This window comes from Aggregatibacter sp. HK296 (assembly GCF_980469475.1).
In genome coordinates, this window is the sequence record NZ_OZ413142.1 from 1,711,481 (window position 1) to 1,734,494 (window position 23,014).

A 23,014-nucleotide genomic window follows, 5' to 3' on the forward strand; every position below is an offset into this window, starting at 1 on the left:
CATGGAACACCAAATCGACCTCACCGCCCAACACCGCCCCGAAGTATTAGAACGCATTCTCCGTATAGCCCGCCACCGTGGTTTCACCGTGACTCAAATGGATATGCAACTGATTGACGACAAAGTGCGGTTAAAATTCACAGTAAAATCCGACCGCACTTTGGATTTGTTGGTCAGTCAGTTAGAGAAAATTTATGATGTGGTGGAGATTAAATAATGAAAAATATACGTTTGTTATTGGGGTTACTTATTACTTTCGTACTATTTGGATGCACTTCATTACAAGATAAAGAACTATCTTCTCAAAAAGAAGTAATACACTCTTTCTTTATAGCAGAAGACAACATTTATGCTATAGGGCAACTTAATAGTTATCACTTTGCCGGTTCAGAATATAGTGAAACTGGAGATTTAATTCGTATCTTACGATCACCTTACGTAAAAAACATATCATCTGTGGAAATTCATTCTATCGCCAAAGATGTTGAAAAAAACAAAGTGAAAGCTACATTAACATTATATTTTAATGATAAAGAGCTTACTCAAAAGCAATCTAATGAGCTCTATGGACAAAAATATTACTATATGCATGAACATAATATATTTTTTATAATGAAAGATGGTGAAATTGTTGATATTAAAAATAAAAATGAGATTTTGAAAAAAGCCAAATTGATTAAACCTTTAGAAACTAAGTACTTAGAATATCGTCAAGAAAAAAGATTCAGTGCTGAAGCAACAGAGGATAACGTTACAGTAGCTGGACGAGCATCAGCGGCAATGATTATTTTTGTACCGTTAGCAATTATCTCATTACCTTTTTATGCAATTCAGTCTTTATCTGGAAAATAAAAACAAACCCTAAAAATTTACTCGGAGAACTTATTTATGCCAAAACTACGCTCAGCGACCAGCACTCAGGGTCGTAATATGGCGGGTGCACGTGCCTTATGGCGTGCAACAGGGATGAAAGAAAATGACTTCGGCAAACCCATTATTGCGGTAGTGAACTCTTTCACCCAATTCGTGCCGGGACATGTGCATTTAAAAGACATGGGACAACTGGTCGCGGCGGAAATTGAAAAAGCCGGCGGCGTGGCAAAAGAATTTAACACCATTGCGGTGGATGACGGTATTGCCATGGGACACGGCGGGATGCTTTACTCCTTACCAAGCCGTGATTTGATTGCAGACAGCGTGGAGTACATGGTCAATGCCCACTGCGCCGATGCCATGGTGTGCATTTCCAACTGTGACAAAATCACCCCGGGAATGTTAATGGCGGCAATGCGTTTGAATATTCCGACCATCTTTGTTTCAGGCGGTCCAATGGAAGCCGGCAAAACCAAACTTTCCGATCAACTCATCCGCTTAGATTTAGTCGATGCGATGATTGAAGCAGCGGATCCTAATGTCAGTAATGAGCGTATTGATGCCATTGAACGCAGCGCTTGCCCGACTTGTGGCTCCTGCTCAGGGATGTTTACTGCCAACTCCATGAACTGTTTAACGGAAGCCCTTGGTTTGAGTTTACCGGGCAACGGTTCTATGCTTGCCACACACGCCGACCGTAAAGACTTATTCTTAAAAGCCGGTCGCCAAATTGTCGAACTGTGCAAACGTTATTACGAACAAGATGACGAAAGCGTATTGCCACGTTCCATCGGCACTTTTGACGCCTTTGAAAACGCCATGAGCTTAGATATCGCCATGGGCGGTTCCAGTAACACCGTTTTACACTTACTTGCCGCAGCGCAAGAAGCCGGCGTAGATTTTAAAATGGCCGATATCGACCGTTTATCTCGCAAAGTGCCTTGCTTAAGTAAAATCGCCCCGAACACTAACAAATACCACATGGAAGACGTACACCGCGCAGGCGGGATTATGGGCTTATTGGGCGAATTGGATCGCGCTGGTTTAATTCACCGACACACCAAAACCGTGTTGGGCATGAGGTTGGAAGAACAATTAAATCAATACGATATTATTCGCAATAAAGACGAAGCATTGCACAAATTCTTCCGTGCCGGCCCTGCAGGCATCCGTACCACCCAAGCTTTCTCACAAGATTGCCGTTGGGACAGCGTGGACGATGACCGTGTAAACGGCTGTATCCGCAATAAAGAAAATGCCATTTCCGAAGAGGGCGGATTGGCCGTATTATTTGGTAATCTAGCCGAAGACGGATGTATCGTCAAAACCGCAGGCGTGGATGAATCCATCTGGACATTCACCGGTCGTGCCATCGTATTTGAAAGCCAAGAAGACGCTGTTGCCGGGATTTTAGGCGGCAAAGTCAAAGAAGGTCATGTCGTTGTGATTCGCTATGAAGGCCCGAAAGGCGGCCCGGGTATGCAAGAAATGCTCTATCCGACCAGCTATTTAAAATCCATGGGCTTAGGCAAAAAATGTGCCTTGTTAACGGACGGACGTTTTTCTGGCGGCACATCCGGCTTATCTATCGGCCATGCCTCGCCTGAAGCGGCTTCCGGTGGCGCTATCGGTTTAGTACAGGATGACGATATTATCGAAATCGACATTCCAAATCGCACGATTAACCTCAACATCAGCGATGAAGAATTAGCCAAACGCCGCGCCGAGCAAGATGCCAAAGGTTGGCAACCGGCAAACCGCCAACGTGAAGTGTCTTTCGCCTTAAAAGTATTTGGCCACTTCGCCACATCCGCAGATAAAGGTGCGGTGCGTGATAAAACCTTATTAAAATAAAAATTGTAGAGACAGGCTTTATGCCTGTCCTTATCAATATCGAACAGGGACAGGTATAAAACCTGTCCCTACAACAAAATTCAATAAAGTGCGGTCATTTTTCTGAGTGTTTTTTAAATGGTTAGAAAAATAACCGCGCTTACAAGATGGGATTTATCCCAGCCCTTAACATAAATGAATAACCTGGCGAGCTAAACGTACTACGATATTATGAAAACCCTACTCACCAACCCACAACCCACCCAAAGCGACTACATCAACGCTATCGTGAAACTTGGCGGACGCGTTTATGAAGCGGCTACAGTCACGCCGTTACAAAAAATGGGCAAATTATCCGACCGTCTGCATAACAACATTTGGATTAAGCGTGAAGACCGCCAACCGGTTAATAGCTTCAAACTGCGTGGCGCTTATGCCATGATTTCCAGTCTTTCTTCTGAACAAAAGCAAGCAGGGGTGATTGCCGCTTCAGCAGGCAACCACGCGCAAGGCGTGGCATTATCGGCAAAACAACTCGGTTTAAAAGCCCTTATCGTAATGCCACAAAATACCCCAAGCATTAAAGTGGATGCAGTACGTGGTTTTGGCGGCGAAGTGTTATTGCACGGTGCTAATTTCGATGAAGCCAAGGCTAAGGCTATTGCACTTTCCAAAGAAAAAAACATGACGTTTATTCCGCCTTTCGACCATCCGTTAGTCATTGCCGGGCAAGGCACATTAGCGATGGAAATGTTGCAACAAGTGGCAGATTTGGATTATGTCTTCGTGCAAGTGGGCGGTGGCGGTTTGGCCGCCGGTGTGGCAATTTTACTGAAACAATTCATGCCGGAAATTAAAGTCATCGGTGTGGAATCCAAAGATTCAGCCTGCCTGACAGTCGCATTAGAAAAAGGCGAACCGACGGATTTAGCACACGTTGGCTTATTCGCCGACGGCGTCGCGGTAAAACGTATTGGTGATGAAACTTTCCGCCTGTGCCAACGCTATTTAGACGACATGGTGTTAGTGGACAGCGATGAAGTCTGTGCCGCGATGAAAGATTTGTTTGAAAACGTCCGTGCCGTATCCGAACCCTCAGGAGCCTTAGGCTTAGCCGGTCTGAAAAAATACGTCAAACAGCACAACATTCAAGGCAAAAACATGGCGGCGATTTTGTCCGGTGCCAACTTGAATTTCCATACCCTTCGCTATGTGTCCGAACGTTGCGAAATCGGTGAAAATCGCGAAGCCTTGCTTGCTGTCACCATGCCTGAGAAACCCGGCAGTTTCTTAAAATTCGTCCATGTACTGGGTAGCCGCGCGGTGACGGAATTCAGCTATCGCTATGCTGATGACAAACGCGCCTGTGTCTTCGTGGGGGTTCGTACGGCAGATGAACAGGAAAAAGCCGACATCATCGCCGATCTCACACAAAATGGCTTTGATGTGGAAGATATGTCCGACGATGATATCGCTAAAACCCACGTTCGTTATTTAATGGGCGGGCGGGTCGCGAATCACGGCGAACGCCTGTACACCTTTGAATTCCCGGAACAAAAAGGCGCATTGTTGAAATTCCTTGAAACGCTGCAAAACCGTTGGAATATCTCACTCTTCCACTATCGCGCCCACGGTGCCGACTACGGCAACATCCTCGCAGGATTTCAGTTGGAACAATGCGATGTTGCCGAGCTTGAAAACGCCTTAGAAAAACTGGACTACGTCTATCAAGACGTCACCGACACCAAGTCATATCGTTATTTTTTGCGTTAAAACCCTTAAAAAAAAAGACCGCACTTTGATCTTAAATCGTCAAGTGCGGTCTTTTTTATTGAGGATTTTCTTATAACGTCTCTTTGTAATAGCAATTAAAAATTCATCAAAATTAGGATAAAATCTAACCTTTATATTTAGTCCAATATTTCTAACCTATGTCAGACGCTCAAAAACATATTTTAGTAGTTTCTTACTCTCAAACAGGACAGCTTGACGCGCTGGCCAGTCATTTTCTTCATCCATTAAAACAACAAGAAAACACCGTGATCGAAGAATATAAAATTCGTCCGCTTCAACCTTATACCTTTCCTTGGAAATTTATTCCGTTTTTTAATCAATTTCCGGAATCGGTACACCTAAAGCCGGCACCAATAGAAACACCCGAATTACAACAAAAACACTATGATTTAGTCATCATTGCTTATACAGTTTGGTTCTTGTCACCTTCACAGCCCATCACCGCCTTTTTGCAATCAGAGCAAGCCAAGATTTTGAAGAATACACCGGTGATCACACTTATCGGCTGTCGTAATATGTGGTTAATGGCACAGGAAAAAATGAAAAAAATGCTGACCGCACTTGACGCAAACTTGATTGGCAATGTGGTGAAAACCGATCAATCCAATTCTTGGGCGAGTTTTATCACCACACCCGCTTGGATGTTAAGTGGAAAGAAACGTTATTTTTCATGGCTTCCCAGTGCCGGCATTAGCGATGATGAACTGCATGACATGCAACGCTTTGGCACCAAATTGGCAGAAACCCTGAATGAAGACCAACCGCTCAATAACGCGCTCTTTCGTCACATGGGTGCAGTCAAAATTGACGAAAAACTGATGATGAGTGAGAAAGTCGGTCACCGTAGTTTCTATTTGTGGGGCAAATTGCTGTTAAAGTGCGGTCAAATTTCACCGCGTTTTCGCCGTGTTGTGCTCTATTTTTATATTCTCTTTTTAATTATACTGATTCTCACGGTCGTGCCGCTCTCTGCGGTCATCAAACGCTTACTTAAACCATTATTAAAAGAAAAATTAGCGCGTCAAAAACGCTATTTTGCCGAACCATCAGGGGAATAATCTTGACTGCATTAGCCGATGTTTACATTAACCGAGTCGCTGCTTTTTTACCCAATACGCCTGTGGATAACGATCATATGGAACACGTATTGGGCATGGTAGGCGATACGCCGTCCCGTGTACGCAAAATGATTTTGCGTTCCAATGCCATCAAAACCCGTCATTACGCAATTGATCCAACGACACGAGAAACCACACACACCGGCACAGAATTAGCGGTTGAAGCAATCAACGGGTTAATTGCTCAAGGGATGGATGTTAATGATGTCAGCTGTCTTGCTTGCGGCACCTCCTATCCTGATCAAGTCATGCCCGGTCAAGGTGTGATGGTGCATGGTTTAATCCCAAATGCACCAGCTTATGAAGTGCTCACGACAGCAGGAGTTTGCGTGGCGGGCATGGCTGCGATGAAACATGCTTATAACGCCATTCGCACAGGCGAGCATCAAGGCGCCATTGCCGTGGCATCCGAAACGGCTTCCGCCATTATGCGGGGTGAACATTTCCAAGCGGAAATCGACCAAAAACAATTGGAAGACACCAAACCTGAAATCGGTTTTGAAAAAGATTTCTTACGTTGGATGTTGTCTGACGGAGCTGGGGCGGTGCAATTAAGCCATCAACCAAACGCGCAAGGCGTGAGTCTGAAAATTCACTGGATTGACCTGATTTCCTATGCCAACGAAATGCCGGTGTGCATGTATGCCGGCGCAGAAATTCAAGATACGCGATTTATTAGTTGGAAAAACGTCACTAAGGACGAACGCGACGCACGCAGTCTCATGTCGGTCAAACAAGATGTCAAATTGCTCAACGAAAATATTGTGCGTTGCACGGTGGAAAACGCCCTGTTACGTTTAATCGAAAAACATAACTTGAACGCCGAAGATATTGATTATTTTTTACCACATTATTCTTCCGGTTTTTTCCGTGACAAATTGTTGGACGGGCTGAAAAATATCAATTTCGTTATTCCACAAGAGAAGTGGTTTACCAATTTGGAAACAAAAGGGAATACCGGCTCAGCCTCCATCTACATCATTCTTCAAGAATTTTTAGAGAAATACCCGCTTAAAAATGGACAAAAAGTATTGTGTTATATCCCGGAAAGCGGGCGTTTTTCCTCCTGTTTTATGTTGCTTGAGGTCGTCAATGGAAATTAACGATATCCCGCAAGACAACAGCAAAATCTTTCGCGGGCAACGCAAAGTAGTCTATGCTACCAAAGACGGCAACTACCAAACCGCTACCACTAACGGCTGGGAAACGGAAGAATTCGCGACAGAACAAGCGGTAGAAGAACTCAACCAACTCACCGTTGAAGCGTTAGACGCCGTAAAACGCGGTGAAAAGTCACCGCTCTTTTATTATATGTACCGTTATCGTTTCGACCTCCCCTGCCTCGCCCAAGCCACCGGCTTTTGGCAATGGCAAATCAAACGACATTTTAAACCAAGTGTCTTTGAGAAACTGTCGGATAATGTATTGGCTAAATATGCAGAAGCATTTGGCGTATCAACTTCAACATTAAAAACGATCTAAATAAAAATCACAGTTATATATTAATTCCTATGAACAATTTCCAGCATCAGCACACGGCTCACTGCGAAAGTGGTGTTATGTCCACTATGTTGAAAGCGCAAGGTGTCGATTTTAACGAAGCGATGGTATTCGGTTTGGCATCGGCGTTGACCTTTGTTTATATTCCGTTGGTTAAAATTAACGGATTGCCGCTGATTTCCTATCGAATGCCGCCACGTTCCATTATCAAAAGGCTATCAAAGCAGTTGAAAGTGCGGTTGAAAATGCAAAAGTTTCGTTCGCCACAAGCCGGACAGCAAGCGTTAGATCAAGCACTTACCGAAGAAAAATTGGTCGGTTTACAAACCTCTGTTTTCTGGTTGCCTTATTTCCCGCCTGAAATGCGTTTCCATTTTAATGCGCACAATTTAATTGTGTACGGCAAAGAACAAAATGACTATTTAATTAGCGATCCCGTGTTTGAAAGCGTACAACGTTGTACTGCAGAAGATTTGCAACGGGCACGTTTTGCGAAGGGCGCATTAGCGCCGAAAGGGTTGATGTATTATTTTGAAAATCAACCTGATTTAACACAAATTGACTTACCAAACCTCATCCGTAAAGCCATTCGTAAAAATGCCAAACAAATGTTGGCTCCGCTCTTTTTCGTAGGTGTAAAAAGCATTCGTACCGTTGCCAAGCAAATTGAAAAACTGGCAACGCATCCTTCGGAAAAATACAAACGCTTATACCTCGGTCATATCGTGCGTATGCAAGAAGAAATCGGCACCGGCGGCGCAGGTTTCCGTTATTTATACGCCTATTTCCTTGAACAAGCTGCCAATATCTGCCAGGAGCCTAAATACAAACAAGCCTCCGAACACATGACGGAAATCGGCGATATGTGGCGCCAATTTGCAGGCTTATGTGTGAAGCAATGCAAAAAACCAACAACGGAAGGCTATAAAACGGTGGCGGACTATTTGCGGGAGATTGCGGATAAAGAACAATACATTTGGCAAACCTTACGTAATTTATGATTCAAATAAACCATCTTAGCCATCACTACCCCAACGCAGAAAAGAACGCATTAAGTGCGGTCAGTTTTCGCATTGAATCGGCTTCCACCGTAGGCCTACTTGGCCCTAATGGTGCGGGAAAAACGACATTAATGTCCCTGCTTGCAGGTCTGCAATCCGTACAACAAGGAGAGATTTATTTTGATGGCGTGCCTTTGGCGAAATTGAGCAAGAAACAACGCCATCAGATTTCCTTGGTTCCACAGGATTTTGCTTTTTATCCGTTGCTGACCGTTTGGGAAAATATGACATTTTTTGCATCATTGTATGATGTTCGGGATAAAAACTATTTGTTGGAATTATTAACCAAAGTAGATTTAATGTCGCATAAAAACAAGCTGGCGAAGCATTTATCCGGCGGGTTAAAACGCCGTTTAAATTTTGCTATTGGCTTAATTAATCGCCCAAAAGTGATTTTTCTCGATGAAATCACCGTGGGGATTGATCCGCAATCCCGTCAGTTTATTTTAGATAGCGTAGCGGCGCTGAAACAGCAAGGCGTGACGGTAATTTATACCTCTCATTACTTGCAAGAAATTGAGCAATTATGTGACAAATTAGTGTTGTTAAATGAAGGCAATCTCATTTATCAAGGCGCGGTGCAAGGCATTTTAGAAGAAGGGCAAAGTCTGGAACGTTTTTATTTAGATTTTTTAAATAAGGCGGGAAAAACATGTTAATTGCCTCGATTATCAAAGAAATGCGTCTATTAAGCCGCGATCTGCATGGCGTTGCCGTATTATTTATTATGCCGATTTTGTTTATGTTAATTATGTCGGCAGCCTTGAGTAACGATAATGCGTTAAGTAATCGCTCAGAAATCGTGTTGTTAAGTGAAAAGAATCAACTAAATGATGATTTCTTAGCCAAACTCAAACAAGAAAACCTCGCCGTTAAACAAGCACCACGGTCAGAGTTAACACAATATCAAGCCGAGCTACAAACGGGTAAGTTTGATTTATTAATTTTAAATCCGAATGAAAAACAGACCGCACTTTCTGAAGAACAAGCTTTGCAGCTTTGGTTAAATCCGAGTGTAGATCGCAGTTGGCTACTGGGTGTGAAAGGTGTGTTGCAAAAGCATTATTCGCAACTGCGTTTAAACGATTATTTGGCAGACAATCACATTACGTTAGAAAATAACAAACGTAAGCCAATCAAAGAGATTCAAAATAAAGTCAATCAAGAACTGGACAGCAAATTCGCGCAAATTAACGATTATCTTGCGAAAGATTTGTGGCAAGAAATTTATGTAAATCGACAAGGAAAAGAGGTTTCTAAACCTAATTCTGTGCAACACAGTGTTCCGGCATGGCTGATTTTTGGTATGTTCTTTATTATGATTCCGCTTTCCAATGTGATGGCGATGGAACGCCAAACCAACACTCTGACTCGGTTGCGTATGGCGCGAGCTTCTGCATTGAGTTTGATTATTGCCAAGCTAATTCCTTATTTTTTGATCAACCAATTACAATTTGTCGGCATGGTGGCACTAGGTTATTTTGTATTGCCTGCGCTAGATATGCCTGCGTTTACGCTTTCCGGAAGTTGGTTGCCTTATTTTGTCTTATCCGCTGCGGTAAGCCTTGCCGCACTAGGCTACGGATTGTTAATCAGTGTGCTGGCAAGAACGACCGAACACGCCGTCGTATTGGGCGGTGGCGGTATTATTATCATGGCGGCCATTGGCGGTATTATGGTGCCGGTTTATGTGATGCCGGAAATCATGCAAACCATTGCTCAATTTTCCCCTATGGGATGGGCATTAAGCGGTTTCCAAAATTTATTGTTAAACCAATATCACCTCAGCCAAATTCAACAACCGCTCTATTTATTAAGTGGCTTTGGTGCGATAACGTTACTTTTTGCCACGTTAACTTATCAACGACAATTAACCAAACAAGCGAGATTCTAATGGCTTATCTTTTCACGCTGGAATACCCGGCATTAGAACAAGAACTCAAAAAACTGATTATCCAAGAAACAGAAAAAGACGAATTTGACCCAATGGAAATCAGCGATGATGAATGGCTCTTCGGTGAACAAAGCCGCATTCAGTTGGATTCTTTAGATGCTTTGCAGGTCGTTGTAGCATTACAAGCACATTTTGGCGTGCGATTACAGGGAGATCGCATGGTGCGCAAACACATGATGAACATACACGATCTTGCCTCCTTTATTCGTGAACAACACCAAAAAGCCTAATGAACGTTTATCTCACCGCGGCTTCTGCCAAATTTGCCAATCATCTCGGGCAACGAACCTCTCATATGTTGGGGCAACCGCTTCATTTTCCTTATTTCAACGCGTTTGATGAGGCGTTGCTCTCTCTTGAACAACTCTATGCCTATTTTGATGTAGAAATCGACCGCACTTTACAACTGGCAGGCTGGGATAAAAGCGAATTAAAAAACATCCCCATTTTGCTCGGTTCAACAGCCTATGTGATCAGTGATTGCGAGGCCCGTTTAGCTAATCATCTTCCTTTGCCGGAACAACACAGCCTAGCAGTCATTGCCGATGATTTACGCCGACGTTATCAAACGGAGGTCTTTAGCTTCGCAACCTCTTGCACCTCCTCTGCGCAAGCGATGGGATATGCTTACAAAATGCTACAAAACGGTCTGTATGAAAAAGCCTTGGTCATCGGGTTTGAAACATTTAATCGCCTGACATTTGAGCATTTTCAAGCAATGAATTTGTTATCACAGGACGCACAATATTTGCCGTTAATCCAGCCAACAGGCATTATGCTAGGCGAAGGCATCGGTTGTGTCGCCTTATCTGTTCAACCGAATCCGCAATGCTTTTGTGAACTATTAGGCGTGGTCACGCTAACCGACAATGAAAACCTAACGAACAGTAGCGAGTCCGCATTACGTCACCTGATTCACGCCTGCTTAAACAAAGCCAATTTATCTCCTACACACATTGATGGGGTAAAGGTACACGGCGTTGGTGGAAATAGCGATGAAATGGAGATCCGCGTTTTACAAGACCTCTTCCCGCGCGCGCAACAGCTTTCACTAAAAGCACGAATGGGGCACACGCTCGGCGCCAGCGGTGCATTAGAAAGCGCATATTTATTCGAGCAATTTACAAACAATGAGCAAAAGTGCGGTTATTTTTTAAATTATTTCTTAGGCTTTGGCGGCAGCAATATTGCTTGGGTACTTAAGGTGAAGCAATGACGTATTATATTCAGCAAATCCATCACTTCAGAGGCAATCACAAAGATGACAAGTCCTTGCGTCAAGAATTGAAAACCTACGGCGTAGATGCTCGTCGTTTAAGCCGGTTTACGCAACTTGCCTTACTTGGCGCCCTTCCCCTCAAGGCTTATTTAGCAGAAAAAAGTGGGATTTACTTAGGCTCTCCGTTTAATTCGCCAAGCAAATTCGACAAAATATTCCACCAACTGACGGCACAAAACCTGCCAAGTCCGTTAGATTTTATGGCGAACATTAACAATGCAGCGACCTTCCAACTGGCGCAAACCTTACAAATTAACGGGAATTCGCTCTTCTTAGCGGTCAATCAACACACTATTTGGCAACCGCTACAACTGGCATTATTGGATTTAGAACAGGACACAATACCATCAGCTCTCGTCGGTTGGGTATTAGAAACGGATGACGAGCAACAAGAAGGCGCATGTTTTTGGGTGATATCGAAAGACGCTAAAAGTGCGGTCAAAAAATTAGCTGTTTTACCTAGCACTGATAACATGAAAGAAAAAGATTTTTTATCTCTAGTGCAAACGGCACTTTACTAGGTCGGGCGCAAAACCCGACCTTACACATTAACCCTGCCAGCGTTTAAAAATTAACGATGTATTCACACCGCCAAAAGCAAAGTTATTGTTCATGACATAATCCGTGTCAATATAACGACCATCACCTTGAATATAATCTAGCTTGCCGCAACGCTCATCGATATGATCTAAATTAATGGTTGGCGCAAACCAGCCATCACGCATCATTTCAATGGAAAACCAAGACTCTAATGCGCCGCAAGCCCCAAGTGTGTGACCTAAATAACTTTTTTGTGAACTTAATGGAATGTGACCGAATATAGCTTCTGTCGCGAGCGTTTCTGCAATATCACCTTGTTCTGTTGCCGTACCATGTCCATTCACATAACCAATATTTTCCGGAGATAAACGAGCATCCTTTAATGCCAATTCCATGCAACGTTGCATGGTGTCTTTTTGCGGGCGGGTCACATGCGCACCATCACTATTCGCCCCATAGCCCACGACTTCAGCAATAATATTAGCGTTACGGGCAAGCGCGTGCTCCAGCTCCTCGAGGACAAAAATCCCTGCCCCCTCACCAATGACCAAACCATCACGATCTTTATCATAAGGACGTGGTGTTTTGTCCGGATTGGCATTATTGCGGCTGGCCGCATATAAAGAATCAAACACATAGACTTCCGACGGGCAAAACTCCTCCGCACCGCCAGCCAACATCATGGGAATTAAACCATATTTTATAGATTCATAAGCGTAGCCGATACCTTGGCTACCGGAAGAACAGGCACTAGAAGTAGGAATAATTCGTCCGGTCAAACCGAAGAAAATACCGATATTGGCGGCGGCGGTATGCGGCATCATGCGCACATAAGTATTCGCATTAAAACCATCGGATTTACCGGTCATAAGCAACTCTGCCGCGTCACGCACATCATTAGTAGAGCCTGTCGAAGAACCACAAGCAACGCCCATTCTGCCATCCTTTAAATAAGCCAGAATTTCGCCGTTTTCATCCAATAATCCCGCATTTGCTAACGCATTTTCAGTGGCTTCCACAGCAAGTTGAGAGACGCGTCCTAAACTGCGTAATTGTTTGCGATTCCAATGTTTCGGTGGCTCATACCCTAAAATTTCGGCGCCCAGATTAGCGCCCAACTCAGGGTAACGTTCTGCCCATTCTGTTTTTGCCTGCACTGCATTTTGTTTGCGTTGAAAAGCCGCTTTGACAGACGACCATTCTTTACCAAAGGCAGTAACGGCGCCGATTCCCGTAATCACAACTCGTTTCATTTATTTATCTCTTTGACGTCTTCATGGTTTCTAGATGCGTTAGCATAAACCGCCATTCACGGCGATCACTTGGCGGGTGATGTAAGCCGCTTTTTCATTCATGAGAAAATCTACCGCATGTGCCACTTCTTCCGGCTCGCCCATTCGCCCTACCGGAATCACTTTTAGAATTTCATCAATAGGCACATTTTCATCCAGAATATCCGTATCAATTAATCCCGGTGCCACACAGTTTACCGTAATTTTACGTTTTGCTAATTCCACTGCAAGCGCCTTCGCCGCACCGATAATCCCGGCTTTGGAAGCACTATAATTGACCTGACCACGATTGCCGATTAAGCCAGAAACCGATGTAATACAAACAATACGCCCTGCTTTGCGGCGGCGAATCATAGGCATCATAATCGGATGTAATACATTGTAAAAACCATCCAAATTCGTACGCAATACTTGATCCCAGTCCTCTTCGGTTAAGGCTGGAAATGCGTTATCACGGGTGAGTCCTGCATTCAGCACCACACCGTAATAAGCGCCGTTCTCTTCCACATCAGCAAGTAGCTTTTCTGCGACCTCCGCGCGATGACTGACATCAAACTGCAATACGCGAGCACGTTGCCCCAATTCACGAACAGCCTGAGCAACCTCTTCCGCCTCTTCCACTCGACTACGGCAATGTACCACAATATCAAAGCCTGACTGCGCTAACTGTAAGGCAATCGCCTTGCCAATACCTCGGCTAGAACCTGTGATTAAAACTGTTTCACTCATATAAATTCCTTAGATTAGATAAAAAGTGCGGTGGTTTTTAGCGATGAATTTACGCTTGCGGTCTGAAGACATTTAATGCGCCTTCCACGATAATCTGTTGACTGTTAACATCAATTAATTGGCAATCGAACACGCCGAAACCGGAAGCATCTTCAATGGAAAGCTTAATTTGAATACGTAATTTACTGCCCATAGCAATATAAGGCTGATGAATACTTAATTTACGCGAACCCAGCCAGTACCCTAATCCGATGGGTTTTCCGAGTTGCGCACATTTACAGCCATCCCAGGCGGCAACGCCTTGCGCCATAATTTCCGCCCCTAAAAAACTCGGCAGTCTCTCCCCCTGGAGAAAAAGGTTATCCGGTCGAACCTCCATCTCGGCAATCAAAAAATCCGTACCAAAATCAAGAATTTTGTCCAGCATAATCATTTTGCCACTGTGCGGCACCAAAGGTGCAATGTCTGTTATCGGACAGGTTAAATCAGGCATGTCGTTCCCCTAAAATCAATACGGTATTATTTCCACCAAAAGCAAAAGAACTGCTCGCGCCAATGCGTTGTGACTTAGCCCACTGGCTTTGTTCATGGGTGATATTTATTACCGGCAATGCGGCATCGGTCTGATGATCCCACAATTGTGCCGGCAACTTACCTGTTGGATTTAATGTACGATCGATAATGCCCCATACAATCGCAGCCTCTACAGCCCCAGCCGCGCCAAGAGTATGCCCTGTGTAGGGTTTGGTCGTGGTACATGGCGTGTCATCGCCAAATACCTGATGAACCGCTAAGGTTTCCATTTGGTCGTTATGTACTGTGCCCGTGCCGTGTAAATTAATCCAACCTATTTCATCCGCTGCTAATTTGGCTGAGTTCAGTGCAGCACGAAACGCAGCAATCGCGCCCTCACCTTCAGGATGCGGAGACGACATATGATAAGCATCGCTGCTTGCGCCGTAACCTAACAACGCAATGTTGCTTTCTTCTAATTTTTCTCGTGTCATGATAAAAACAGCGGCGCCCTCACCAAGATTGATGCCATCACGATTAACCGAAAGCGGGTTAGAACGTTTATCGGACAACACAGACAAAGAGGAAAAACCGCTGATTGTGAGCGGGGAAAGTGCATCCACACCACCGCAAATCACCGCATCACACAAGCCGGCATTTAACAAACGCGCGGCACTGATTAAGGCTTTTGCGCCGGAAGTACAGGCAGTAGAAATACCGTAAGTTAGCCCTTCCAAACCATATTGGTAGGCGACAAAATCAGCTGGTGCGGAAAAATATTGTTGCTGTTGTTTAAAGCGTTCACTCGACCAATCATGATGCTGTGCCGCATATTTAAACACCGGAATATTTTCATCAACGCCTGTTGTCGATGTGCCAATTACTACGGCAATACGATGTTTTCCAAAACGTTGAATGACTGACGCGATCTGATCTTCTATCTGCGCCAAACAATGCCACAGTAATTGATTGTTACGGCTCACATGAATTTCCGGCAAATCCTTTGGGAAAGGACGTAAAGAAACATTCACTTCACCAAAGACACGTGATTTTCCTTCTAGCCCATAAATATGAAAAGCACGCTCGGAAAGTTTTAGTGGCGAATCCTCGGCATTCAGTAAATGTTGAACATGTCTCTCGATACCTTCACCTAAACTACTTAGGATTGCCGGTTTGCTTAAATAAAGTGCGGTCATTTTTCTCTTAATTTAGTTCCTCGATTCGCCAATGACTATGATCCGACAAATCGATTTCAATCATGGATGGCAATTGTCTGATTTGCCATACTTTTTTCTGTTTAACAAAATAATCTGCGCCGTTTGAAATAGGCTGAACAGCGCTAAAATCAAATAAAGGTTGCTGCGGGTTTAACGCCGTAGAAAGGGCAGAAAAGAGCTGACGAGCCTGTTGATTCGGCATAACAAAACCGTCATTTTGCCACCCTTGTTTAGTTAAAATCACTCTCGCTAACGGTGCACCAAGTGGATCTGTCTGCACCCAACGCCACTGTTGCGCATCCATTTGTAAAGTTAACAAACTGGCTTGCTGTAATTGATTTTCAGCCGTCACTTGTTCGACTTTAAAGATTCGAATGCCTTGATGCGCCGGCAACTGTTTTACCGTGGGCAATGTGCTACACGCCGTTAGCATGGCAAAAAAGAGAATTAAACAATATTTCATACTTCCTTACCGCAACATTTTAAACGTAATGATAACACTGAATAACACACCAAGACTGACGCTTAAACCAAAAGAGGCGACAGCAGGTGTCGAGCTTAAGCCCAGTAAAACAAAGGAAATGAGCGTTGTGATTGCCGCCAATAATACCGCAATGTACTTACCGTATAAAGGTTCATTTGCCGTTTGCATATAGGCGGTATAATCAATCCCGATGGCAGACACCAATAACAAACCGAACATCGTAAATAAACTGATTGGCCAGCCTACCCAGCCGAAAATGGCTATCGTCAACACAATGGCACACAATGGTGGCAATAACATGGTCACCGTCTTTTTCACACCAAAGAAACGCCATAACAATAAACCGGCAAACAAAAATGACATTGCTTTAAGCCAGGCTGCCTGATCACGAGTGGCTTGAAATGCTTGATTCAAATGCGATCGTTTATCCGTCCAAAAGATATCTTGCTGATTGGCCAAATTTTCTAATGGAAAGGCCGATTGACCGACAATCTGAACGATACCTGCAACATTCCCAGGCACCAAATGACCTAAATATAATGTTTGCCACGTCTGCCCGATTTGTTGCTGCAAGGCAGAAGATAAAGATATAGGCATTTCTGTACCTAATGCCACCAAAGCGGTTTGGATGGTTTCCGGCGGAATCCCAATATCCTGCAACACAGCATAATCTTGCGGATGAACTGTCGCAGCAAGCTGCTGAATAAATTGCTGCTGTTGGTTTGTGGACATAAGCCATTGAGATAAGGCTCGGTACGGAATATTTTGCGCCTCTAGTTGCTGAGTCAAGACAGTCTCTTTTTCCAGTAATTCATCATCATGCTCCGCAAGCACTAAGAAATAACGATTACCCAAGTCAATTCCGGTTAAATCAGCGATTTGTTTAGCTTCCATCAGCATGCCTTGCGGCATAGCAACCCATTCGCGAATATCATCGCGCCAACTTGATTGAAACAACCCTGCCGCAACAAAAAGCAAAGCGATGCTTTTCGCAAAAATGCCGAATTTGTAGTGTAAAAACAGCGTAAAAATCGACCGCACTTTAGGGCGGAAAGGTAAAGGTTTAGCCTGATAATGACGAAATAGTGGCGGCAAAAAGAGCAAGGTCGCTAACATAGCAGCAATCAGCGCTACGGCAGAAAAAAGTGCGGTTTGTTTTAATACCGGAAGCACCGTAAAACCCAACAAGCCATAGCCAAGCAACGTCACCAATAGGCTAATCAAAAAGGTAAAACGCAATTTCCGCATGGTCTGCGCGGCGTTCCAGACAGGATGAGAAAGTGAAGATGAAAGCCAATGAAGCGGAAAATCAATGAGCACACCGATTAAGCTGGTGCCGATAACAAGGGTTAAAATATGAATTTGCCCGAATGCGTACACCGTTGCCGTCACGCCACTTAACATACCGGCTAAGATCGGCAAAAACAACCACAGCACACGAAAGGTTCGAAACGTAAATAGCAACAACAATAAGGTCAGACTAATGCCCAAGATACTCATGAAAGTGCTTTCTTGTTCGGCTTTCACTTTGGCATGAGCCGCAAATAACGGCGCACCGGCAGCACGCATCTGCCCTTTATTTTCTTCAATTTGAAGACGATTTTGCGCCAAAAGTGCGGTCAAATTAACAGATGGATTAATCAAACTACTCTGTCGCAATACGCCTCGTAACAACACCCATGTTTGATCATTTTCCGTCACATAAAGCATGCCATTTGCCGTATTCCATTGAATACGACTTTGTATTTGCGCCTGTGGCAAAACAAAACGCCCTAATCCCAACCAATCTTGCTCTAAAGACAATAAATTGTTTTGCGTAAAAGGATTGAGCAATTGTTCCGCATATTGTTGGAAGTAAACTTGGGGTGCCGTTAATAACTGCTGACGAATCTCTTGAGACAAGGTGGCTAAACGTAGATGTTTGATTTCATTACGTAGCGCATCGATATCCGGTTGCATTCGGTCATTGACCTGAGCAAACAACCCACTTTCCCGCCATTGCTGTGCCACCGACGCATTCAGTTTAAAGGCCGTTTGTGCATCAGCGTGTCCCACAAGTAAAATCACTTGTTGATTGAGTTGTTCTTCTTGATGTTGATCCGCCTTCACTTGCCAAGATGACCAGCCTTGTTCTTGCGGCAATAAAGCGCGCAAATCCGTTTGTAGCCAATGGCCTTGCTTCACAGCGTAGCCAAACAGCCACAAGGTGATCAGTAAAAATGAGGCATAAAGAAAGGCAAGTGCGGTGGATTTTTTCATCGTTTTTTATTCCAACGCCGCCTGAGCGAACGCCGTTAATGATTGGTTTTGCTGAACATTGTCAAAATGAATCCGGGTTTTATCTCCTTGTTTTTCATCTAACACAATGGTTTTCACCACGCTATTACCTTGAATTTCAATATGATTAAAAATCTGTTTCATCAGCAACGAACTTGGCGTTAACGTTAAAGACCAATTTTTCGCTTCACCAACCAGCGTCGCATCAAATTGCGTTTTTAACCCGGAAATATCCCCTGACAACAAACCGAGGAACAAGCTAATTTGTTCCGCCTGTCCCATTTTTCCATTTGCCACCCATTGCTTCCCGTCCCATTGCATAATGCCGTCTTTTTTTACACGGAGCTGATTGGTAAAGGGTTTTTCCATTTGCCATAAAAGCCCTTTCTGTGCCAATAAGACAAATTTACCTTGGGTGGTAATTGGCTTATTTAAAGATTTCAGAAAACGCTGTTGGGTAAAATCACCTTGCACGTTTTGCGGGGTTTGTAACAAGGTAATGAGTTCATTTTCAGAAAACGCCCAACTCAACAGACTCAGCCACAATAAACAAATAGCCAATAAAATGCGCATTATGTGTTCTCCTGTTGAAAACTCGGATGATTTTCCACCGCACTTCGCCAACAAGGCGGTGTCTGCAATTGCATCTCTCTGCTTTTAATTTCTACCGCGACTTGCGTTGTGCTACCCGCAGTGAGTTTCTCATTGGTTGCGACATCACGAATAATGTAATCAATACGAATACAGGTTTCATATTCCACCAATGAAAGCTCCACGCGAATTTTTTGGCGAAACAACGCCGGTTTCACATATTTCAAATTCAACTGGACGATAGGCCAACCGTAGCCTTTTTCTTTCATTACGTCGTAGGTGTAATGAATTTCGTCCAAAAATGCACAGCGTGCCATTTCCAAATATTTCACATAATGCCCATGCCACATAATATTCATGGAATCCACATCAAAAAACTGGATTTCATATTCAGAGGCATGGTGACAATAAACGTGTTTTTTCTTTCTCAACATTTTAATCATCTTCCCAAAAATCGTAAAAATTGAACCAATACAAGGGGTTTTCTGCACATTCTCGCGCTAATAAATCCGCATAGCGTTGCATTGCCTGTTCAATATTGTCAGCTCGTTGCTTTCCACGCCCCTCGATAGAGTCGGAAAAATGACGCAATTTTAAATGATAGTCGCCCCATTTTTTTAAGCAAAAGATCGTATTAATCGGTGCTTTCAGTAAACTTGCCATTAGCCAAACACCTTGCGGAAAGGATGCCTGCGCACCTAAAAAATCCACTTTTTGCGTTTTATCGCCACGTACCGGCACGCGATCGGCCGCAATTGCAATCCACTCGCCACGTTCAAGCCGTTCATGTAATTCCAACATTTTCTGCGCATCCAAATCCTCCACTTGAATTAATGGCAAGGAGGAAGCGCCCGCCTTTTCGAGAGATTCATTAAAGGCTTGTGCATGACGGTTATGCACCAAAATGTTTAGCTTAAAATTGCTATGATTTGGGTTATCGACCAACGCACGACAAATCTCGATATTGCCAAAATGAGAACAGACCAAAATTTGTCCACGACCTTCTGAACGAATGGCTTGATAGACGTTATCCGTGTCATCGTCAATTAAATCGGCATAACGAATTTTTTTCTGCCAGACGGCGAAACGATCGGTGATCGCCTCACCAAAGGCTAAAAACTGACAAAATACGGGATAACGAGGCAAATGAACCTGCGGAAAGGTTTGTTGTAGCCGTTGTTGATAGCGGTGAATATTGCGGCGAGCCTTTTGAGACGTCAGGAAAAAATAGCTCACCACAAAAAAAGTGACCAGTTTAATCACCCACAACGGGCAGTACTGCACAATAAGGCGGGTTAAATTTAAGGAAAGCTTACTCCCGCGCTCATTTTGCTCCGCCCAATGCTGAGAGCTCATACTTTTCGCCCCGTTAATACACGAGCCAACATGCCAAAAAATAAACGACTGTGCATTTTACTGATGCCCCAGTTATCCGCGAAACCACGGAAATGGGATATGCCGTCCTGTTGATAACGCACCGGCGTATCGACCCAAATTAAAGGGATTTGATGCCAATGGGCTTTCACCACAATATCAATATCGAAATCCATACGACTTCCTAACGACTCCGCTTGCATCAAATCCAAAATCGGCGCTAAAGGATAGAGACGAAAACCACACATACCATCTTTAATATCAAGCGAAAGCGTATGAATAGCATTCCAAAAATCTGTAATTTTACGTCCGTATAAACGCGCTTTCGGTGCATCCTCGCCATAAATCGGTTTACCGCAAATAAGTGCGGTCGGATTTTTTTGCATTTCGAGCAACATTTTTACCATATCTGGAAGGTGGTGCTGACCATCGGCATCTACTTGAATACCATGTGTAAACCCCATTTCAGCCGCTTTCATGAAGCCGATTTTCATTGCAGCGCCTTTTCCCCCGTTCAGCGGGCAATAATGTATAAAGACGTTAGGCGCGTGTTGCAATGTTTTTAAGACGGGCAGGTGAGTTTCGGCAGAGCCATCGTCGACAATCAACACCGGGAGATGTTGTTTCAACACCTGCTGAACAACATGTTCTATCGTGTTGGAATGGTTGTAGTGAGGAATAATGACAATGACCTTGTTCATAGAGCATCCTCTTTTTCTGCTAAAAAGGCTTGCTCAAAGTCAGGCTTACTAATTTTGGATTGGCTATTACGAGGCAATGTTTCCACAAAGCGCCAAAAACGTGGCAACCCTGAATGTTCTTGAGTTTTTATTAGAAAGTGACGTAACTGACTTACAAAGGCACTTCGTCCAAGTTGCTGATAGGATTGTATACCATCGAGATTTAACGCGACCCAAGCCGCCGGTCGAAAATGCACCGGATGCTGTGCGATATAGCAATCCGCCACCCAAGGATGTCGCAATAAATCCTGTTCGATTTTTACTAACGAAATACGTTTATCACCAAATTTCACAATGCGATCGATACGCCCTAATAAATGAAATTTGTCCTCAAATAATTCTGCACCATCTGCCGTTTGTTCCCGCTGATTTAACCAGGCAGAATCGACCCACAAAGCCCCTTCGCTATTCAGCCCGACCTTGGTCATTGTAGTCGGCTGCCACAAACCATCATCGGCACGGAAAGCAATTGCACCGGTTTCCGTGCTACCGTAGCACTCAATCACATCAGCTTTCAATTGTTGTCGAATGGCATTGCCGATATCTGCCGGTAACACACCGCCGGAGGAAATCATTCCCAGCAAAGGACATTGGTGTAACTTCGCATCATCCAGGTTTAAGCGGGTCAAAAGCGTTGGGCTGCTAATCCAAATACTTGCCGGCGCAGCAAAACTTTCTTCAATCAAACCTTCAGGGTAAGGCTGTTGCTGACGTGCAATCGTCCACCCCATAATAAGCGGCAACATAATACGATACGAGAGACCGTAATGATGTTGTACAGAAACACTGGAGACTAAATGAATATGGTTCCCCTGCGGGAAAGGAAGAGATTGATGGATGGCTTCCGCCTCTAACCACATTTGCCGGGCGGTTTTAACTAATATTTTCGCCTGTCCGCTACTGCCTGAGGTTTTTAACCAAATTTCTGTCGAATCGTGGCAATCAAAGTGCGGTGGATTTTCAGGGTGTTTTTGTGCAATACCGTAATGATTAAACAGAGTGTCATCAAACAGAAAATCCGCATTTTCTTTGATCCATTGTTGATTTTCCGAAAGCAAATTAGGAGGAAGTAAAATACGCGTACCGGAATGAAAACACGCTAGCATAGCGCATGCGAACAATGCCGCATCATCAAACCAAAAAGCCACCGACTTAATTTGTTCTTGCTTTAATTGTGCTGAAATTTGGCATGCTCTTGTCAAAAAATCTTGCCATTGCCAGTCAGGATGGCGGGCAATTAGTGCATTAGGATCCCGTAGATTATTCATAATGTTTTTTTACTTTTTGTCTGACCAACCATTCACCGGCCATCACAATCGCCATAATGCAATAGGAAATCACACCGGTGTAGAGTGCCCAGAAATCATAATATTCCAATCCAATGGCTGTCGCAGTAATCAAGATATTTACAATAAAAACCCCACACCACAGTTGAGTGACTTTTCGGGTATAACGAACACCATGCTCATTTAAATCCGGTGTTTGAAGACGCGCTAAACGCTCCACTACCGTTTGCCCACGCAATAGGCTCCCGCCAAATAACGAGAGCATTAACACATTAATGATGATAGGGTACCAAAACATGGTTTCAATGGAGCGGGTTAGCGCCACCACGGCTAAAATAAACGCCATACACCAGGCAAAATAACGTTGTCCCTGCTGTTGAAAAGCCCCTTTACATGCCCAAAGCAACGCCATAATCCAAGGTAAATGAAACAGCATTTGCTGATTATCGGCGAATAACCAGAGTATCGGATAAGCGATACCGGTTAACATTAGTAAAAGGTTGATAATAATCTTAATCATATTCACAAGAGGCAACACAATTTATGAGGCAAACAAGTG

Annotated in this window: 25 protein-coding genes; 13 read left to right on the forward strand and 12 right to left on the reverse strand. The window is 44.0% G+C overall.

All coding sequences use genetic code 11. The annotated features are described in order from the left end of the window. Position 1: 1 nt before the first annotated feature. From ilvM to AC30SH_RS08125, 13 genes are all read left to right on the forward strand, one after another. Positions 2 to 217: an acetolactate synthase 2 small subunit gene (gene ilvM, locus AC30SH_RS08065; RefSeq protein ID WP_005715857.1), complete on the forward strand. Its 216-nt coding sequence runs from the start codon at positions 2 to 4 to the stop codon at positions 215 to 217. Further along, a complete protein-coding gene (locus AC30SH_RS08070) occupies positions 217 to 852 on the forward strand; it encodes a hypothetical protein (protein ID WP_005715854.1) in 636 nt (211 codons plus the stop codon). The genes ilvM and AC30SH_RS08070 overlap by 1 nt, the downstream gene beginning before the upstream one ends. Positions 853 to 888: 36 nt before the next feature. After that, on the forward strand, positions 889 to 2,727 hold the full coding sequence (gene ilvD, locus AC30SH_RS08075) for a dihydroxy-acid dehydratase (protein WP_048750121.1): 1,839 nt from the start codon (positions 889 to 891) through the stop codon (positions 2,725 to 2,727). A gap of 210 nt (positions 2,728 to 2,937) precedes the next feature. Further along, positions 2,938 to 4,479, forward strand: a complete 1,542-nt coding sequence (gene ilvA, locus AC30SH_RS08080) for a threonine ammonia-lyase, biosynthetic (RefSeq protein ID WP_048750122.1) — start codon at positions 2,938 to 2,940, stop codon at positions 4,477 to 4,479. Positions 4,480 to 4,637: 158 nt separating this feature from the next. After that, entirely contained in the window at positions 4,638 to 5,558 is a 921-nt protein-coding gene (locus tag AC30SH_RS08085) for a hypothetical protein (protein ID WP_048750123.1), read from the forward strand. A gap of 2 nt (positions 5,559 to 5,560) precedes the next feature. Continuing rightward, the gene (locus AC30SH_RS08090; protein WP_048750124.1) at positions 5,561 to 6,721 is read left to right on the forward strand and encodes a beta-ketoacyl-ACP synthase III; all 1,161 of its coding nucleotides are present in this window, start codon (positions 5,561 to 5,563) and stop codon (positions 6,719 to 6,721) included. Beyond that, positions 6,711 to 7,100, forward strand: a complete 390-nt coding sequence (locus AC30SH_RS08095) for a DarG family dialkylresorcinol biosynthesis protein (protein ID WP_048750125.1) — start codon at positions 6,711 to 6,713, stop codon at positions 7,098 to 7,100. Before AC30SH_RS08090 ends, AC30SH_RS08095 begins: the two co-directional genes overlap by 11 nt. Positions 7,101 to 7,129: 29 nt before the next feature. Continuing rightward, complete coding sequence (gene darH / locus AC30SH_RS08100; protein ID WP_048750126.1) at positions 7,130 to 8,119, forward strand: BtrH-related acyltransferase DarH; 990 nt, start codon at positions 7,130 to 7,132, stop codon at positions 8,117 to 8,119. Further along, a complete protein-coding gene (locus AC30SH_RS08105) occupies positions 8,116 to 8,838 on the forward strand; it encodes an ABC transporter ATP-binding protein (RefSeq protein WP_048750127.1) in 723 nt (240 codons plus the stop codon). Before darH ends, AC30SH_RS08105 begins: the two co-directional genes overlap by 4 nt. Then, positions 8,832 to 10,073 carry an ABC transporter permease gene (locus AC30SH_RS08110; protein WP_048750128.1) on the forward strand — a complete coding sequence of 414 codons (1,242 nt, stop codon included), beginning with the start codon at positions 8,832 to 8,834 and terminating at the stop codon, positions 10,071 to 10,073. The genes AC30SH_RS08105 and AC30SH_RS08110 overlap by 7 nt, the downstream gene beginning before the upstream one ends. Further along, the gene (locus AC30SH_RS08115; protein ID WP_048750129.1) at positions 10,073 to 10,363 is read left to right on the forward strand and encodes an acyl carrier protein; all 291 of its coding nucleotides are present in this window, start codon (positions 10,073 to 10,075) and stop codon (positions 10,361 to 10,363) included. The genes AC30SH_RS08110 and AC30SH_RS08115 overlap by 1 nt, the downstream gene beginning before the upstream one ends. Next, on the forward strand, positions 10,363 to 11,349 hold the full coding sequence (locus AC30SH_RS08120) for a beta-ketoacyl synthase N-terminal-like domain-containing protein (protein ID WP_048750130.1): 987 nt from the start codon (positions 10,363 to 10,365) through the stop codon (positions 11,347 to 11,349). The genes AC30SH_RS08115 and AC30SH_RS08120 overlap by 1 nt, the downstream gene beginning before the upstream one ends. Further along, positions 11,346 to 11,933, forward strand: a complete 588-nt coding sequence (locus AC30SH_RS08125) for a hypothetical protein (protein WP_489582353.1) — start codon at positions 11,346 to 11,348, stop codon at positions 11,931 to 11,933. The genes AC30SH_RS08120 and AC30SH_RS08125 overlap by 4 nt, the downstream gene beginning before the upstream one ends. Before the next feature lie 27 nt (positions 11,934 to 11,960). Here the strand turns inward: AC30SH_RS08125 and AC30SH_RS08130 are convergent, their stop codons facing one another. From AC30SH_RS08130 to AC30SH_RS08185, 12 genes are read right to left on the reverse strand one after another with little or no spacing between them, the layout of a single operon-like run. Continuing rightward, positions 11,961 to 13,205: a beta-ketoacyl-ACP synthase gene (locus AC30SH_RS08130; RefSeq protein ID WP_048750132.1), complete on the reverse strand. Its 1,245-nt coding sequence runs from the start codon at positions 13,203 to 13,205 to the stop codon at positions 11,961 to 11,963. A 39-nt stretch (positions 13,206 to 13,244) separates the two neighbouring features. After that, complete coding sequence (gene fabG, locus AC30SH_RS08135) at positions 13,245 to 13,973, reverse strand: 3-oxoacyl-ACP reductase FabG (protein ID WP_048750133.1); 729 nt, start codon at positions 13,971 to 13,973, stop codon at positions 13,245 to 13,247. A 49-nt stretch (positions 13,974 to 14,022) separates the two neighbouring features. Next, positions 14,023 to 14,466 (reverse strand): hotdog family protein, encoded by a 444-nt coding sequence (locus AC30SH_RS08140; protein WP_048750134.1) that lies wholly within the window; start codon positions 14,464 to 14,466, stop codon positions 14,023 to 14,025. Next, on the reverse strand, positions 14,459 to 15,682 hold the full coding sequence (locus AC30SH_RS08145) for a beta-ketoacyl-ACP synthase (protein ID WP_048750135.1): 1,224 nt from the start codon (positions 15,680 to 15,682) through the stop codon (positions 14,459 to 14,461). The genes AC30SH_RS08140 and AC30SH_RS08145 overlap by 8 nt, the downstream gene beginning before the upstream one ends. A gap of 7 nt (positions 15,683 to 15,689) precedes the next feature. After that, the gene (locus AC30SH_RS08150; RefSeq protein WP_048750136.1) at positions 15,690 to 16,166 is read right to left on the reverse strand and encodes a hypothetical protein; all 477 of its coding nucleotides are present in this window, start codon (positions 16,164 to 16,166) and stop codon (positions 15,690 to 15,692) included. A gap of 6 nt (positions 16,167 to 16,172) precedes the next feature. Beyond that, complete coding sequence (locus AC30SH_RS08155) at positions 16,173 to 18,446, reverse strand: MMPL family transporter (protein WP_489582354.1); 2,274 nt, start codon at positions 18,444 to 18,446, stop codon at positions 16,173 to 16,175. Positions 18,447 to 18,452: 6 nt separating this feature from the next. Further along, entirely contained in the window at positions 18,453 to 19,037 is a 585-nt protein-coding gene (locus AC30SH_RS08160; protein WP_314311003.1) for an outer membrane lipoprotein carrier protein LolA, read from the reverse strand. Continuing rightward, a complete protein-coding gene (locus tag AC30SH_RS08165) occupies positions 19,037 to 19,498 on the reverse strand; it encodes an acyl-CoA thioesterase (protein WP_314311006.1) in 462 nt (153 codons plus the stop codon). Before AC30SH_RS08165 ends, AC30SH_RS08160 begins: the two co-directional genes overlap by 1 nt. Further along, positions 19,491 to 20,411 carry a lysophospholipid acyltransferase family protein gene (locus AC30SH_RS08170; protein WP_314311007.1) on the reverse strand — a complete coding sequence of 307 codons (921 nt, stop codon included), beginning with the start codon at positions 20,409 to 20,411 and terminating at the stop codon, positions 19,491 to 19,493. The genes AC30SH_RS08165 and AC30SH_RS08170 overlap by 8 nt, the downstream gene beginning before the upstream one ends. Then, the gene (locus tag AC30SH_RS08175; RefSeq protein WP_314311009.1) at positions 20,408 to 21,130 is read right to left on the reverse strand and encodes a glycosyltransferase family 2 protein; all 723 of its coding nucleotides are present in this window, start codon (positions 21,128 to 21,130) and stop codon (positions 20,408 to 20,410) included. Before AC30SH_RS08175 ends, AC30SH_RS08170 begins: the two co-directional genes overlap by 4 nt. After that, complete coding sequence (locus tag AC30SH_RS08180) at positions 21,127 to 22,437, reverse strand: AMP-binding protein (protein ID WP_315028149.1); 1,311 nt, start codon at positions 22,435 to 22,437, stop codon at positions 21,127 to 21,129. Before AC30SH_RS08180 ends, AC30SH_RS08175 begins: the two co-directional genes overlap by 4 nt. Beyond that, on the reverse strand, positions 22,430 to 22,975 hold the full coding sequence (locus AC30SH_RS08185) for a COG4648 family protein (RefSeq protein ID WP_314311012.1): 546 nt from the start codon (positions 22,973 to 22,975) through the stop codon (positions 22,430 to 22,432). Before AC30SH_RS08185 ends, AC30SH_RS08180 begins: the two co-directional genes overlap by 8 nt. Positions 22,976 to 23,014 lie beyond the last annotated feature (39 nt).

What these genes read in the sequence shown, in the direction of transcription:
- ilvM (WP_005715857.1), top strand. Translation starts at nt 2, where the DNA reads ATGGAACACCAAATCGACCTCACCGCCCAACACCGCCCCGAAGTATTA.
- AC30SH_RS08070 (WP_005715854.1), top strand. Translation starts at nt 217, where the DNA reads ATGAAAAATATACGTTTGTTATTGGGGTTACTTATTACTTTCGTACTA.
- ilvD (WP_048750121.1), top strand. Translation starts at nt 889, where the DNA reads ATGCCAAAACTACGCTCAGCGACCAGCACTCAGGGTCGTAATATGGCG.
- ilvA (WP_048750122.1), top strand. Translation starts at nt 2,938, where the DNA reads ATGAAAACCCTACTCACCAACCCACAACCCACCCAAAGCGACTACATC.
- AC30SH_RS08085 (WP_048750123.1), top strand. Translation starts at nt 4,638, where the DNA reads ATGTCAGACGCTCAAAAACATATTTTAGTAGTTTCTTACTCTCAAACA.
- AC30SH_RS08095 (WP_048750125.1), top strand. Translation starts at nt 6,711, where the DNA reads ATGGAAATTAACGATATCCCGCAAGACAACAGCAAAATCTTTCGCGGG.
- darH (WP_048750126.1), top strand. Translation starts at nt 7,130, where the DNA reads ATGAACAATTTCCAGCATCAGCACACGGCTCACTGCGAAAGTGGTGTT.
- AC30SH_RS08105 (WP_048750127.1), top strand. Translation starts at nt 8,116, where the DNA reads ATGATTCAAATAAACCATCTTAGCCATCACTACCCCAACGCAGAAAAG.
- AC30SH_RS08110 (WP_048750128.1), top strand. Translation starts at nt 8,832, where the DNA reads ATGTTAATTGCCTCGATTATCAAAGAAATGCGTCTATTAAGCCGCGAT.
- AC30SH_RS08115 (WP_048750129.1), top strand. Translation starts at nt 10,073, where the DNA reads ATGGCTTATCTTTTCACGCTGGAATACCCGGCATTAGAACAAGAACTC.
- AC30SH_RS08120 (WP_048750130.1), top strand. Translation starts at nt 10,363, where the DNA reads ATGAACGTTTATCTCACCGCGGCTTCTGCCAAATTTGCCAATCATCTC.
- AC30SH_RS08125 (WP_489582353.1), top strand. Translation starts at nt 11,346, where the DNA reads ATGACGTATTATATTCAGCAAATCCATCACTTCAGAGGCAATCACAAA.
- AC30SH_RS08130 (WP_048750132.1), bottom strand. Translation starts at nt 13,205, where the DNA reads ATGAAACGAGTTGTGATTACGGGAATCGGCGCCGTTACTGCCTTTGGT.
- fabG (WP_048750133.1), bottom strand. Translation starts at nt 13,973, where the DNA reads ATGAGTGAAACAGTTTTAATCACAGGTTCTAGCCGAGGTATTGGCAAG.
- AC30SH_RS08140 (WP_048750134.1), bottom strand. Translation starts at nt 14,466, where the DNA reads ATGCCTGATTTAACCTGTCCGATAACAGACATTGCACCTTTGGTGCCG.
- AC30SH_RS08145 (WP_048750135.1), bottom strand. Translation starts at nt 15,682, where the DNA reads ATGACCGCACTTTATTTAAGCAAACCGGCAATCCTAAGTAGTTTAGGT.
- AC30SH_RS08150 (WP_048750136.1), bottom strand. Translation starts at nt 16,166, where the DNA reads ATGAAATATTGTTTAATTCTCTTTTTTGCCATGCTAACGGCGTGTAGC.
- AC30SH_RS08155 (WP_489582354.1), bottom strand. Translation starts at nt 18,446, where the DNA reads ATGAAAAAATCCACCGCACTTGCCTTTCTTTATGCCTCATTTTTACTG.
- AC30SH_RS08160 (WP_314311003.1), bottom strand. Translation starts at nt 19,037, where the DNA reads ATGCGCATTTTATTGGCTATTTGTTTATTGTGGCTGAGTCTGTTGAGT.
- AC30SH_RS08165 (WP_314311006.1), bottom strand. Translation starts at nt 19,498, where the DNA reads ATGATTAAAATGTTGAGAAAGAAAAAACACGTTTATTGTCACCATGCC.
- AC30SH_RS08170 (WP_314311007.1), bottom strand. Translation starts at nt 20,411, where the DNA reads ATGAGCTCTCAGCATTGGGCGGAGCAAAATGAGCGCGGGAGTAAGCTT.
- AC30SH_RS08175 (WP_314311009.1), bottom strand. Translation starts at nt 21,130, where the DNA reads ATGAACAAGGTCATTGTCATTATTCCTCACTACAACCATTCCAACACG.
- AC30SH_RS08180 (WP_315028149.1), bottom strand. Translation starts at nt 22,437, where the DNA reads ATGAATAATCTACGGGATCCTAATGCACTAATTGCCCGCCATCCTGAC.
- AC30SH_RS08185 (WP_314311012.1), bottom strand. Translation starts at nt 22,975, where the DNA reads ATGATTAAGATTATTATCAACCTTTTACTAATGTTAACCGGTATCGCT.